10 protein-coding genes are annotated in these 13,515 nt (G+C 43.8%); 2 read left to right on the plus strand and 8 right to left on the minus strand.

Annotation, left to right across the window (positions count from 1 at the left end; translation table 11 throughout):
* Positions 1–8: 8 nt before the first annotated feature.
* From BA79_RS12310 to BA79_RS12335, 6 genes are read right to left on the minus strand one after another with little or no spacing between them, the layout of a single operon-like run.
* On the minus strand, positions 9–1,928 hold the full coding sequence (locus tag BA79_RS12310; protein WP_035703031.1) for a BglG family transcription antiterminator: 1,920 nt from the start codon (positions 1,926–1,928) through the stop codon (positions 9–11).
* On the minus strand, positions 1,925–2,809 hold the full coding sequence (locus BA79_RS12315; protein WP_035703033.1) for an ROK family protein: 885 nt from the start codon (positions 2,807–2,809) through the stop codon (positions 1,925–1,927). Before BA79_RS12315 ends, BA79_RS12310 begins: the two co-directional genes overlap by 4 nt.
* A 57-nt stretch (positions 2,810–2,866) precedes the next feature.
* Entirely contained in the window at positions 2,867–5,530 is a 2,664-nt protein-coding gene (gene mngB, locus BA79_RS12320) for a mannosylglycerate hydrolase (RefSeq protein WP_035703035.1), read from the minus strand.
* A gap of 28 nt (positions 5,531–5,558) precedes the next feature.
* Positions 5,559–6,677 (minus strand): PTS fructose transporter subunit IIC, encoded by a 1,119-nt coding sequence (locus BA79_RS12325; RefSeq protein WP_017358746.1) that lies wholly within the window; start codon positions 6,675–6,677, stop codon positions 5,559–5,561.
* 36 nt (positions 6,678–6,713) lie between these two features.
* Positions 6,714–7,043, minus strand: coding sequence for a PTS fructose transporter subunit IIB (locus tag BA79_RS12330; RefSeq protein WP_007498438.1), 330 nt, complete (start codon positions 7,041–7,043; stop codon positions 6,714–6,716).
* Entirely contained in the window at positions 7,040–7,498 is a 459-nt protein-coding gene (locus BA79_RS12335) for a PTS sugar transporter subunit IIA (protein WP_024719036.1), read from the minus strand. The genes BA79_RS12330 and BA79_RS12335 overlap by 4 nt, the downstream gene beginning before the upstream one ends.
* Before the next feature lie 244 nt (positions 7,499–7,742).
* Here BA79_RS12335 and BA79_RS12340 point away from each other — a divergent pair, with 244 nt between their 5' ends.
* Positions 7,743–10,409 carry a S8 family peptidase gene (locus BA79_RS12340; protein WP_035703039.1) on the plus strand — a complete coding sequence of 889 codons (2,667 nt, stop codon included), beginning with the start codon at positions 7,743–7,745 and terminating at the stop codon, positions 10,407–10,409.
* A 109-nt stretch (positions 10,410–10,518) separates the two neighbouring features.
* Positions 10,519–11,001: a DUF2059 domain-containing protein gene (locus BA79_RS12345; protein ID WP_007498435.1), complete on the plus strand. Its 483-nt coding sequence runs from the start codon at positions 10,519–10,521 to the stop codon at positions 10,999–11,001.
* Positions 11,002–11,347: 346 nt separating this feature from the next.
* On the opposite strand, the gene BA79_RS12350 is transcribed toward BA79_RS12345, so the two are convergent.
* Together BA79_RS12350 and mmuP are read right to left on the minus strand one after the other, a co-directional pair.
* Positions 11,348–11,968, minus strand: a complete 621-nt coding sequence (locus BA79_RS12350) for a hypothetical protein (protein ID WP_017360397.1) — start codon at positions 11,966–11,968, stop codon at positions 11,348–11,350.
* A 113-nt stretch (positions 11,969–12,081) separates the two neighbouring features.
* Complete coding sequence (gene mmuP / locus BA79_RS12355; protein ID WP_008342173.1) at positions 12,082–13,485, minus strand: S-methylmethionine permease; 1,404 nt, start codon at positions 13,483–13,485, stop codon at positions 12,082–12,084.
* Positions 13,486–13,515: the final 30 nt, after the last annotated feature.

Consider the following 13,515-nt stretch of genomic DNA (forward strand, 5'->3'; position numbering starts at 1 on the left):
CTTATGTGCTATTGAAACAGGACATGCATCAGCTCATCAAATGTCTTTGCATGTTTCAAGGAGTGAAGGCGGTCAGGACTGTCTAATAAATCGACAGCTTGTTCAAAAAATTGATTCATGCAAGCAGCGTCATCTTTCTGAATGGCTAACAAGAAAATAAGAGATACTTGATCGCCCTGCCAATCAATCGGCTGTTTCAATCGTGCAATTGCCACGCAGGAGGTGCCTTCATTTGTGATGAGCGGGTGAGGCATTGCAATCCCCTTACCAAGATAGGTCGATGACATTTGCTCCCGCTCCAGCACGGAGGAACGAAAAGAAGATGAAACAAGCTGATGCGCCTCCAGCCGGCTGCAAAGCGTATCTAATACCTCTTCTTTGCTTGAAAGGTTCACATCCAACAAGGTCAATCGTTCTTGGAAAAAAGCCATCAGCTCCTGCGAAGGGAAACCGTGTCCGTTTAACAGGTGAATGACCTCACTCACACGCTGGACATCATGATGTTCAAAAAAAGCATTCACTTGAATGATTGGTTTCCCCTTTGGTGCGAGAGGTACGGTTGTAATAATCACATCACATGGCAAAGTCGTGCTAAAAGCGTAATCCTGATAAGAATAAAGCTCAACAATCTCAAGCTCATGTTGAAAGGCCGCCTTCAATTTAATTTCAAGCAGCCGTGCCGTTCCTAGTCCAGACCCGCATACAATAATGGCCCTCTTTTTTTGCGAGGTGTCAAGATGACTTCTTTCAAATGAAGCAGCAATATGTAAGGCAACATATGCCGCCTCATCTTCATTTGGCGTCCGCACCAGCTGTAAGGCATTGAGTCCGCTGACAGCCAAATCAAACGGATAAGGGTAAGATGTTTTGATCTCATGCAAAAGCGGATTTTGTAAAGACACGCCATATTGAATTCGATTTAATAATGGCTTCATATGCAGCATCAAATCTTGACGCAGGATATCGTCATCTACAAAACGATGACCGCTTGTTTTTTCAATGTGCTGGAGAAATTGTGTCACCGCCTGACGTACTTCTTCGGTCGTTTGGTGCTCATCGATTTCTTTCCACGTTTGATTCGCTAAGAGATGCATCACCAAGTAATCTGTTTCATCCTCTGATAAGGTGACGTGAAACGTGTCGCTTATTTGATGAGTGATCTTTTGAGCGATTCTTGTTAACACTGGCGGTCTTTGTGGGTGAGTGGTACTGGCGGGTATCCGCTGTTTTTTTTGCGTTTGCTGAATGGCAATCGCTAAGTGAATCACTAAATTCTTTAGGGCAATATCTTTAATGAGCAGTGATTCTTGATATAGATTTGTCAAAACAATGGAGCGAATGGTTTCAAGTGAAATGTCAGGGAAATGAAGCTGTTCCCGCTCAGTTATATGAGATAGGGCGGGTTCTTCTTCAAGCAGTAAGTCTGCGTAGCACGTCCTTTTTTGCAATTCGTCTCCGTCTACTTTTAAGCCAAATCCAGGCTTTGAGACAAGGGTCATACCGTAACGGGCTAACAGCTCCCGTCCTTTTTTTAAATCACTGCTGACCGTCATACGGCTGATGAACAATTCTTCTGCTAATTGATCAATTTTTAAGTAGTCTGATTGAAGCAATAGTTTTCTCATCATAAATCGTATGCGCTCTTCTGGCATGACGGGTACGAGAGAGCGGGCAGGAAGCTTTTGCTGATGAAGCCAAAGCAGGAAAGCGTCTTGGTCACTTGTTAAGAGCGTATACCCTTTCCCGCGGATGGTCTTGATCATGGCTCCAGCTTGTGTTAACAGTTCGTTTGCTTCTTTGATTAAATTGCGGATGGAGCGGTCAGATAAGCGAAAAGAGGCAGTGAGCTCCTCCAACTTCACGAACCCTTTCGTTTCAAATAGCCGCTGAATGAGCTGGTAGGTTCGAGTATCTGCCGTCATCATCATTGCGCCGCTCCTTGTTCCTTTAAGGCATCAGCTCCAAGGGCGATGGCTCCCATTAAACCAGATAATCCGTCAAAGGAAGGCTTTGTGACGATTTCATTTAATGGCTTTGGTAATTGTAAGTAACCATGAAGCCGCTTGTCTGTTTCTTCAAGGATGAGCGGCAGCAAGGCCGGCTGTTTCATGACACCTCCACCAAAAATAATGCGTTCTGGTGAAAGGGTGAGTAATAAATTTGCGGTCATTTGCCCGAGATAATAAGCTTGAAGTGACCAGGCTGGATGCTCCTCTGGCAGCATTTGTGCCAATGTATGATAGCGGCCTTCTATGGCAGGTCCAGATGCTAGTCCCTCTAAACAATCATGGTGGATCGGGCAGCAGCCCCCATAGGTGTCATGAGGGTGGCGCTGAACGGTGATATGTCCCATTTCTGGATGAAGCAGTCCGTGAATGAGGCGGTTTTCAATATAGGCACCGCCGCCGATTCCCGTCCCAACCGTGATGTAGACCAAGGAATTTGGTCTGTCTGTTTCTGTTGAAAAACGAGCTTCACCGAGCGCCGCACAGTTCACATCCGTATCAAGCTTCATAGGGAGACCGAGTGCTTGTTTTAAGGTTGAGAGTAATGGAAATTGGCGCCAAGCTGTTTTGGGTGTTTCGAGAATCGTTCCATAGCTGGGGCTGTGCTCTTTTACATCGACAGGCCCGAATGCGCCTATGCCAATCGCATCGACTGGATGCTCTGTAAAGTATTCGATCACTTGCCGGCATGTTTCTTCTGGATTCCCTGTTGCAAAGGAAGTCATATGTTCAATCGTTCCGTCTGTTGTTCCGTAGCCGCAGACAAATTTTGTACCGCCTGCTTCAATGCCTCCAATTCGCATGATCAATGCCCTCCATTAAAGAGAGGCGGAATCCAAATGGATCCCGCCCCTACATGTTCATTTTTTCTTTACAATGTAGGTTTGTACCTGACAAGGTGTGAGCGGTTCAATGTGTAATGATCCATGTTGTGCTTTCAGTATATGTCCTTCAGGTGTTTCGCCTAAATTCGCTGTTTCTCCATGTTGTAGAGATGAACTATTGATTGAAGCGGCTGTTTGACGTGTTAAATATGGATTGAAGAGACGAATGACAATGCCTGTTCCATGCTCTTCTTTTTTCAAAGCGCTTAGAACGGCCCCGTCTGTTTCAATGTCAAGCAGGCTATAAGTAGATTGTAAGTCTTCTTTTTCATCTCGGAAAGAGAAAATTAAACGACCGTTTAAAAAGTCTGCCCGCTCGTAGCACTGAACCGGGGTGGTGTAACGTTTAGCAAGCTGAGCCAAGTGTCCTTCATTCACTGCTTCTTGGCTATAGTGCATGCCAAAGGAGAATGATAGCGATCCTTGAAGCTGGGCGTCAGGTGTTTCCACGATTTTTTCTCCAGAAGCCCGGCCAGGACGATAAAGAAGGTTTTCTTTCCCCATTTTTCCGAAACAGCGGAAGAGTGTGTAAGCAATGGTTGTGTAGTCTTCGCCTGTGATTTGGTATTCTCTGACGCAATCCGTCAAAAGAGAGACACCATATGCTTCATCGCGAAGTGCAACAAATGATTGCATGGGTTCAATGGTAATCGGTTTTTCTTCCCAATGTTCATTGTTCCACCATTCTAGCTCTTGCGTCAGCTCCGTTGGACGTTCGATGGTGCCAAACTGTTGATCGCTGAGTGATACGTTTGATGCAATACCTGTATCAAAGAGTACCCGTAGACGGTGGTCTAGCGCATGGTTGTCCACATTTACATGAAAACGGATGACCGCTTCATCTTTATTTAAAGCCACCTTCGCTGTGATCGGGAGGGAAGTCGTCACCTTTTGCTTCGAACGTTCCTCTAAATCATATGGGACAGTCAATTGAAGCTTGATGGTGAGCTCTTCCTGTAAACTGCTTTTAGATACGGTGATGTCTGCTGATGAGATATCTTTAGATGATACATAAAGATCCTCACGCGGTGGTGAATAGTTATAAGAATCCCCATCATCTCCGTTGTCTTCAAAGATCATTTGCTCAGAGAACGTTCGTCCAGTCTGTTTATCCGTAATTTCTAATGACCCATTGTCATTTGCTACAATGCGGTAAAACGTATTTTCAATGACACGACCTTCTGTTTTTTCCCAAATGGATTCACTAGATTCATCGAACACCATGCTGACTTGTGTATAACCAACGGATGGCAAGTCGACTGCTTCAATGAGTAAAACAGCTTTCCAGACTTGCTTTGGCATGTACACCTCTTTGCTTGGGTTAAGTGAAATCTGCTGTGCTAAGACATAATCTGTCACATCGGTTTTGCTTTTGACTGTGTAGTGAAGAGTTCGTCCATCAGCGTCTTTTAGCGTAAATGGACGTTCTGTGATAAAGGTTTCGACTTCAATGACTTCAGAGCGCTTTGAAGGCAGTGTATTAAATAAAGTGAACGTGATTTCTTGCTCAGTTTGCAGCCGGATGGCGATGAGACGCATGTGTAAGTCCACAAGATTCTCGGCGATTTCCTTTGCCTGTTTATAGCGGAAAAAGACATCTTGATTCGTCGTATCACTATTACAGCCGCCAATGCTATCATGCGCTGCATTTTCAAACATGAGGTACCAAATATCACGCACCGTGTCATGCGGATAATCGTGTCCAAGTGAATAGCTGATTGTAAGGATCGGCTCCATCACATTGACAAGATAGTTTTCAATTTGATTGTTTAAGATTTTCAAATCTGCTCTTGTTGAAAAAATGGACTTATGAATTCGCATATGCTTGGCATGAATGAGCTCTCCTTCTAATGTCTCAAAAGAAGTTCGCTCTTTTTTCACTGCTGCAATGTAGTCTTCTAAACTGCTGATTTGATAGTGGTGCTCGTCTATTTCATTGGCTTTTTCTAATAAGTCAGGCAGGTTTTTGCGAATAGGCGCCTGGTCAAAGCCATTTGGGAAATAGACATTCTTTGTCGTGGCTTTTGCTTGCAGCGCCCCGATTTTTTCAGAAAGAAAGGCTTGCAGGTCTTCATCCTTTTCAGGAATATTTCCTCCGTAGTAGTAGCCAAATGGCAGATTCACTGCAAAAACTTCACTGCCATCAGCCCCGCGCCAATTAAATTCTGTGTGATTCGTCATATGATCAGAAACGCCGCGCCAAAAGGCTGTGTCGACAATACCAAAGCCTTGATAAATTTGAGGCATTTGTGCAGATTGACCGAAGGAATCAGGGACATAACCGACCTTCATGACATGTCCGAACTGCTGACAGCGCTCAATCCCATATTGCAGGTTTCGTACAATCGATTCCCCAGAAATCACGAGCTGATCCGTTTGTGTATACCACGGACCGATGATGAGGCGTTTTGCTGTGACGAGCTGTTTAATTCGATCCTCATCCTCTGGGCGCCATTTCAAGTAATCATCTAGCAAGGATGCTTGTGCATCGAGCATGAAGTAATGGAATCGTTCATCTGTTTCGAGGGTGTCCAATATGTCCATTACGCTTTTCATTAAGTAGATACGGGAGCGGGAGGTGGTGAAATACCATTCCCGGTCCCAGTGAGTATGTGGAATCACATGTACATTGACAGTCATTGTGTAACGACACCTTTCTTTGTTCAAATTATCCTTCTAGCACAAGGTCAAAATCATCTTCTTCTTTCTGCTTCTGATCATGTTCTGGCTTTTGGGGTTCTTTTTTCTCAGAGAAGTTCACAAGTAGGTTGGCGCCAATTCCAATAACAAGTGCGCCAGTTAGCGCGCCGATTAAATACGCCCACCAGTTTCCTACTGAGAAGAATCCGTATAGTCCGCCAATTGGCGGCATGATGTCATGGACACCTAATAAGGCAGCGACCCCGCTTCCAGCAGCACAAGCGACGACATTCAGCGGAATCAATTTCAAAGGATTGACGAGTGTAAAAGGAATGGCTCCTTCTGTAATCCCGATAATCCCCATCACAAGACCGCCTCGTCCGGCTTCTCTAAACGTAGGAGAGAAGTTGCGTTTTCGAATCAATGTCGCAAGCCCGTATCCAAGCGGCGGAATGACAATCGCGATATTGACGAGAATGGCAGGAAGATAGACACCTGATAGGAAGAGCGCGTTACCAGCCATCCAAGCTGACTTATTCACTGGGCCGCCAAGATCAAAGCCAATCATTGCACCTAGAATGAGAGCAAGTGCGAGTGTACTTGTTCCATCTGCGACCATGCCTTTGATCCATTCAATTAATGCGGTGTTCAAAGCCCCTAATGGACCGCCCAGCAGAACGGACATGAGAAGTCCGGTTAAGCCAACAGTAATGAGCGGTAAGATGAGCAGAGGGACGAGTCCAGCTGCGGAGCCTTGAATTTGAATTTTTCTTTTCACAAAGAGAGCGACATATCCGGCAAAGAAACCTGCAATGACGGCGCCGATAAAACCAGCATTTGTTGAGCTGGCAAGAGCTCCACCGATAAAGCCGGCCGCAAGACCAGATTTATCCGCAATCGAATAGGCAATAAAGCCAGCGAGCAGTACGTTCATTAAGCCAATGCCTGTCCAGCCAACCTGTTCCATCAAATAGGCACCATGTAAAATGCCGCCTGCATCTTTATAGGCGTTTAAATCTGACACACCAAAACCTAACCCGACTAGTTTGGCTAAACCAACGATAAGTGAAGCTCCGATGATCACCGGAAGAATATAAGAAATACCGGTCATGAGGTGGCCTTCAATGACTTTTAATTTTGCTTTCATTCTGCTTTGCTCCTTTCTATATGGCATTGCTCCTGTTTATTGGGATTCAGATTTTTTCTTTTCAACCAGCGCAACGGCTTTTGTGATGATTTGCTCGGCATTTTTTAAGGCGCGTCCGATTTCGACACGTACAGTAGGAATACCTGAGAAGCGTTCAGCGTCGTTAATGTGCTGATTGGAGGCGATGATGCAAAGGTCTGCCTGCTTGGCTTCCTCTGCTGTAATGCCATTCACCTGTCCCATAATTCCTTGTTGTTCGATTTTAATCTCGTGTCCAAGCTGTTTACCCGCATTCTCTAATGCTTTTGCTGCCATTGGTGTATGAGCTAACCCTGCTGGGCATGAAGTGACACCGACAATTTTCATTGTGTAATCCCCTCTTTCAATTGTTGTTCAATGACTTCGTAATAATAGTCTGCTGTTTGACCAGGTTGAATCTTTTCGATGAAAGCAGGCTCCATTAAACTTGTGGCAATGCCAGACAGTAATTTGAGGTGTGTGACATTGGCCTCTTCTAGTGGAACGAGCAGTGTAAATAAATAGCTTGTTGGCAAATCGTCGAAGCTTCCCCATTCTATGGGTTGTTCAAGTTCTAAAAAGAGAAGTGAAGCCGTTTGAACAGCAGAGCTTTTTGTATGAGGAATCGCAAAACCTTGCTGAAGTCCTGTTGAGACTTCGTCTTCGCGTTTCAACAAATCTGTTAATAACCCTGACTGATCGTTTGTAATGTGAAGGTCTTCAGCTTTCTCGGAAATGTATTGTAAAATCTCATTCTTTGATCGACCGTTTACTTGTGTAAAAACATGATCTTTTTGGAACAAGCTGATCCCTTCTCTCTTGTTTGTTAAGCGCTTACAATTTGATTGTAATGTACTTTTCGACATGGTTAAATAGCATCATTTTCCGTTTGAAATGGCAAAAAGTTTATGAAGCGATCAGACTAGCCATCTGAATATCTCAAATCCTAGCTTAAAACGAGTTTAATTATGTCAAAAACAGATTCTACTAAAAGGGATTCTGTGATATTCTTCCAAGGTATTGTAAAAGATAAGGGGGGGTCTTTTCATGTTTAAAAAGCAGGTCAAATCCTGTGTGGTTGTACTCATGGCCATCATTCTATGTATGGCTGCATTACCTGGGTACGAGGCATCAGCAGTTAGTAAGGGCACAAGTGTCAATGAAGCCATTGGATTAAAAAATGGTGAAGTTATCTCAGGTACATTACAGAATGAAAAAGAAGAGTCATGGTACCAAATCACGCCATCTGCACAAGATGTGGCAAAACATACACATATGCAAATTGCTGTCAAAAGCAAACAAGTGTTATCTGTATCGGTCTACCCAAGTAAGGATAGAGCGATAAAGGATGACACTTATTCGAGATATCGTGTGGACACAGCAAGTGGAGAGACAGAAATCAACTTCCCGCATGCATGGTCAGGTCCTTACTATGTCAAAGTGCTGTATTTAGGTTCAGAGGAAGACAGCCGTGATGAGGAAGAGGATGCAGCATATACAATCGGGTATAAAGGCGCGAATCTTCCGCCATCTGAACCGATTTTCCCTGAAGAAGAAGAGCCAGGGATCATCATTATTGAGAAAAAGCATGGACGTCAAATTCTTCAATCCATTCGTACGATCGAAGACAAACGATTCAATGAAACAGCCGATGGTCAGAAGCTTACACGTCTGCTACAAAAAACAAAGCCGTTTCTTAAATCTAAACTCATCAACAATCAAAAAAAGCAGCAAACGGTGTACAATCATTTGCTTACATTAAAATCATTGCTGAATGACGTAGAGAAAAATGGTGCATTCAGCGGTCATATCGTCACAGAGAAAGAGCAACAGGCGATCCGTTCCCTTTTTGATATGCTCAAAGAGGCAAGTCCAGCCTATCTAAAAAAGGAATTAGAAACAGTGGGACAAAAAGTAGGAATCGATCAGCTTGAAGGAAAATCGATCGGTTATGTATTAGAGAAACAAAAGCTTGTTCCAGAAGAAAAGGTCAACACAAACAAAATCATCTTTAAATTAAAGGATGGACAAACGCTTCAATCCGCAAAAAAGAAGATGAAAGGCTACGGAATTCAAGAAAACCGTGTGACATCTCAGTCAGTAAATCCTTTATTCAAAGGAATGTATGTTTACGATGTACCGGCAGGGAAAGAATCAGCTGGCAAAACGCTTAAAGCAGGCAAAGCTGTGATCAAAAGCACGGCGAGAAAGCTTTCTAGTATGCCGAATGTTGAATTTGCAGAGCCTGTACAAACGTATCGTGCGCTCAGTAATGACGCGCAGTATGGTTACCAGTGGCCGCTGAAAAACAGTGCGCAGAACAGTGGGAAAAAAGGCGCTGATGTGAAGTTTGAACAAATGAATACATTGATTGGCACAAGCAAAATGAAGCAAACGTTAATCGCTGTTGTGGATACAGGTGTCGACAGCCGTTTGTCCGATTTAAGCGGGACGGTTCGCACAGACTTAGGTGCTAATCTCATCGGCCGTAATAAAGATGCAATTGATGACAATGGCCACGGCACCCATGTGGCAGGTATCATTGCAGCAAAAGCCGATAATCATTACTCCATGGCAGGGCTGAATCAACATACAGGAATCATCCCAGTCAAAGTGCTGGATGCGTATGGAAATGGAGATACAGAGCATATTGCTCTTGGCATTAAACATGCAGTGGACAAAGGTGCAAAGGTCATCAACATGAGCCTTGGCGGCTACTACAGCAAGGTCATTGAATATGCGATGAACTATGCTGCACAAAAGAATGTATTAGTGGTAGTGGCGAGCGGAAACGATGGCATTCCAGAAATGGGTTATCCTGCGACTTCCAAGTACGCCATGGCAGTTGGTGCAAGCAATCGCATGGATATTGCCGCTGAATTCTCAAGCTATGGGAAAGGATTAAGCATGTCTGCACCAGGGTCCGATATCCCAAGCTTAATGCCTGATGGGAATGTTTCATACTTGAGCGGGACATCAATGGCTACACCGTATGTTGCAGCAGCAGCAGGATTACTGCTTTCTAAAAATCCAACCCTGAAACCAAATCAAGTGAGAAATATTTTACAAAATACAGCGGATGATATTTCATTTAAAGCTGTTGATGGAACAGATGACGTTTTCTATGATGAAAATGACGAGCCTGTTGTTGATCCGAAAATTCCGGGTATCGATTGGATGACAGGACATGGCAGACTCAATGCTTTTGCCGCGTTAAGTGCTGTTGAATTAAACGCATCAGTTAATAAAGTAGAAGATCAGCATCAAAAGGTGACAGGAAAGGCGAAAGCCGGCGCTGCCATTTCTGTGTATAGAGGCAAAACCCTGCTTGGAAAAGGCACGGCAAGCAAAAAGGGAACCTTTAGTGTGAAGATCAAGCATCAAAACAAAAATAAAGTGCTTCACATCAAGATATCAAAAGGAAAGGCTGCGACTTCGCTCAAAACGGTCGTGAAAAAGGGCAAAGCGCCAGCTAAGCCAAAGGTGAATCGAGTAACAGTGAAAAGTAAAACGGTCAAAGGAACTGCGGGTGCAGGCTTGACGATCAAGGTGAAGAACAAATCAAAGAAAGTCATTCAAACGGTCAAAACCAATAGCAAAGGCGCATTTACGGCTAAAATCAAGCCGCAAAAAGCCAAAACCGTCTTGTATGTGACGGCTTCAGATGTGAGAAAAAGAGAAAGTAAAGCAGTGAAAGTTGTTGTGAAAAAATAGTCTTGTAGCTTCCCTTTTTTGAATAAAAAGGGAAGTTTTTTGTTTTTACTGGAAAAATGACAATAACTGTCGATAGTAATATAGTAGGAAAAAAAAGGAGGATTTATCGATGAAAAAAATCATGTTTGCTTTCTTTCTATCATTGCTTCTCGTTTTCCCAAGCTTTGCACATGCAGAGGAAACAGGAGCAGTACCAGCATCCGTACAAGTAACAGGCGTCACAGCAGCAGACGGTGGTATGGTTAATTACGGTTCTGGCAGTAAATATCGTGTAGGTTCATATTATCCAGCTACTTTTAAAGGAACATTAAAGGACACAAGTGGTCAACTCATGGCGAATCAGCCAATTCAGCTTTATTTTGAAGCAGCAATCAAATCATATGCTCAAACAGCGACAGGTACAACAGACGAGAATGGACAATTTTCACTAACGATTCAAGTTCCTGCAGGTGCAGGCTACCGTACATACAATAATGCAGGCTGGTCTACACATTACTACGATATCGTTCCAGTGACTTTCACTTCAAACGACATCACGCTATCTTCAAATGTGACAAGTGTGTACCATTTGGCATATACATCACGTTACTAATCTGCTAGAAGAGGCGACTTGGCGCAAGCCCTGTCGTTTTCATAGAAAAAAAGGATGTCAGCTAGTGACATCCTTTTCTTTTTGTTAGCAAACCTGCTGGGCGGCAACCGAAAGAGTCGATAAACAAACACTCATGAGCCGTTTCTCCCAGATTCGATCGAGCATTGAGCTTTACATCTTGAGCTTTGATGGATAAGAACTTTGAATACTTGAGCTTTCAGCTTTGAACGTTCGGCTTTGAGCTTTTATCATGGATCATCCTAAGATGATCATCAGATGAGGAGGGAATGACCTTTCCCTCGAAGGTGTTTAGTCCTATCGATTTTCGGCTCACTAACAAAATCGACTAGTCGATCTGTATTTTGGTCAAGGTATTGCTTTCTGATAAGGAGAAATCCACTTCCATTTGGAAATCTTCAATCTCTTTCGAAAGCTGTTCAATCTTCACTCGAAGACGAAGAGGGTCAATGATCGCCGCCTCATTTTCAGCTAGGAATGACTTGACGATCTCTTGGTTGGCAGCGGCTTGTGTTTTCCCATCTTTCCCAAATAGTGTTTCTAAATGCTGATCCAGTCTCTTTTTCACATCTTCATTGATTTGTTCTGACCGGTCAACCAGCTCTGTGTAGACCTTTTTTAATTTTCGTAAATAACGAATATCGTAATCTATGGATGTCTTGCGTTCAATGGCTTCTGCTACGGTCATGCTAACACCCGCCACCTCAATCGTTGTCGTAGCATTCGACACCACGATGGCTGATTTAATGGCATTTCGGCGTTTGATTAATGCTTGAATCGATTGGTCATCTGCTTTTGCCTTTTTTTCTACTTCTTCTTGATTTTGAAATCCGTTCTGTATATGTTTCCCGATGACCAAGCCACCGAGTACAGCTTCATCAATCGTTCGGTTGATTCTTTTATCTAACATTTTCAGTTCACTTAATGCTCTTGTAATGGTCATTTCCATATTAAAAACAGCTCCCTTGATACGTCCTGAAAATCATAGATTCCTATCATATACCAAAATGTATTTGTTTTGCTAGTGATATCCTTTTTTGGGGCAAACAAAAAACCCTGGTGCTATACACCAGGGTTTTCTCGTTTTTTCTGAATCCATGTTGTCACGTAATAGGCAGCATAGCAGAGTGCGATAAAAGGGATACCGCAGATGAGAGCGATGCGCTGATTTGGATCAAAAGCAATGCCGATCACAGATGCAAGGCATAGGAGGAAGGCAGCAATCGGAACCACCGGATAGAGCGGGGTTCGGAAAGATAAATCATGAAGCTGTCCGCCATCCTGTAAGAATTTTTTGCGAAACATGAACTGTGAAGCTGCAATTCCCATCCATACAACAACAACGGCGAGTCCAGAGATTGAAACAAGAACCAGATACACCGTTTCAGGTGCGATGACACTCGATAGCAAAGAGAGAATGCCCCCAATCATACTCAAAATGAGTGCATTCAAAGGAATTCCCTTTGACGTCAATTTTGCCAGCTTTTTAGGTAATGTTCGTTCTTCAGAAAGGGACCATAGCATGCGAGATGAGGCATATAGCCCTGAGTTTGCAGCAGATAAAATCGCTGTCAGAATGACAAAATTCATGAAATCTGCCGCATAAGGAATACCGATGCGGTCAAATACCACAACGAAAGGACTTTTGATCACCCCGGCTTCTTCTACTGGAATTAAGCCGGCTAAGACCACGATCGTTCCGACGAAAAACAGGACAAGACGTAGCACAGTCGTGCGAATCGCGCGGGGAATGGTCTCATCTGGATTGACACTTTCCCCCGCAGCAATCCCAATCAGCTCAGTACCCGAAAAAGCAAAATTAACAGCCAGCATGGTCATTAAAATCGGTAAAAAGCCGTTTGGGAAGAGACCCCCATCTCCAGTGAAGTTAGAGAAGAACGGAGCGGCCTCACCGCCTTTTAGTGGAATCAATCCAAACATCGCGGCTCCACCAAGGATAATAAAGAGAATAATAGCCATGACTTTAATGCTAGAAAACCAAAATTCCGATTCTGCAAAAAACTTAACTGTAAAAGCATTGAGTAAAAAGATGAGAAGTGCAAAAACACCGCTCCACATCCAAACCGATGTGTCCGGGAACCAGCGCTGCATTAAAAGACCTGCCGCTGTAAATTCTGAACCAAGTGCCACGGTCCATGTCAGCCAATAAAGCCAAGCCACTGTATAGCCAGTGCCGGGCCCAATGTATTTTGTTGCATATGTGTGAAAAGCGCCTGTAACCGGCATTGCGACTGACAGTTCACCTAAACAGAGCATCACGAGGTACACAATTAATGCCCCAACCAGATAAGCCAAAATCGTTCCCGCAGGTCCGGCCTGATTGATCGTATATCCTGAACTTAAAAAGAGTCCTGTGCCAATCACGCCACCTAAAGAAAGCATGAACAGGTGACGGCTTGTCATTTTTCGTTGATATTGTTGTGACTGATCTTTTGCTTGTTCCATGTCTTCCCGCCCTTTTGCTTAGAAGTATGT

Origin of the sequence: Bacillus altitudinis 41KF2b, from assembly GCF_000691145.1 — a bacterium.
In the GTDB taxonomy this organism is placed as follows: domain Bacteria; phylum Bacillota; class Bacilli; order Bacillales; family Bacillaceae; genus Bacillus; species Bacillus altitudinis.

Bases quoted from the DNA above. Each gene is read 5' to 3' on its own strand.
- BA79_RS12325 (WP_017358746.1), bottom strand. From the start codon at position 6,677: ATGAAAGCAAAATTAAAAGTCATTGAAGGCCACCTCATGACCGGTATT.
- BA79_RS12345 (WP_007498435.1), top strand. From the start codon at position 10,519: ATGAAAAAAATCATGTTTGCTTTCTTTCTATCATTGCTTCTCGTTTTC.
- BA79_RS12340 (WP_035703039.1), top strand. From the start codon at position 7,743: ATGTTTAAAAAGCAGGTCAAATCCTGTGTGGTTGTACTCATGGCCATC.
- BA79_RS12310 (WP_035703031.1), bottom strand. From the start codon at position 1,928: ATGATGATGACGGCAGATACTCGAACCTACCAGCTCATTCAGCGGCTA.
- BA79_RS12350 (WP_017360397.1), bottom strand. From the start codon at position 11,968: ATGGAAATGACCATTACAAGAGCATTAAGTGAACTGAAAATGTTAGAT.
- BA79_RS12315 (WP_035703033.1), bottom strand. From the start codon at position 2,809: ATGCGAATTGGAGGCATTGAAGCAGGCGGTACAAAATTTGTCTGCGGC.
- mmuP (WP_008342173.1), bottom strand. From the start codon at position 13,485: ATGGAACAAGCAAAAGATCAGTCACAACAATATCAACGAAAAATGACA.
- mngB (WP_035703035.1), bottom strand. From the start codon at position 5,530: ATGACTGTCAATGTACATGTGATTCCACATACTCACTGGGACCGGGAA.
- BA79_RS12330 (WP_007498438.1), bottom strand. From the start codon at position 7,043: ATGAAAATTGTCGGTGTCACTTCATGCCCAGCAGGGTTAGCTCATACA.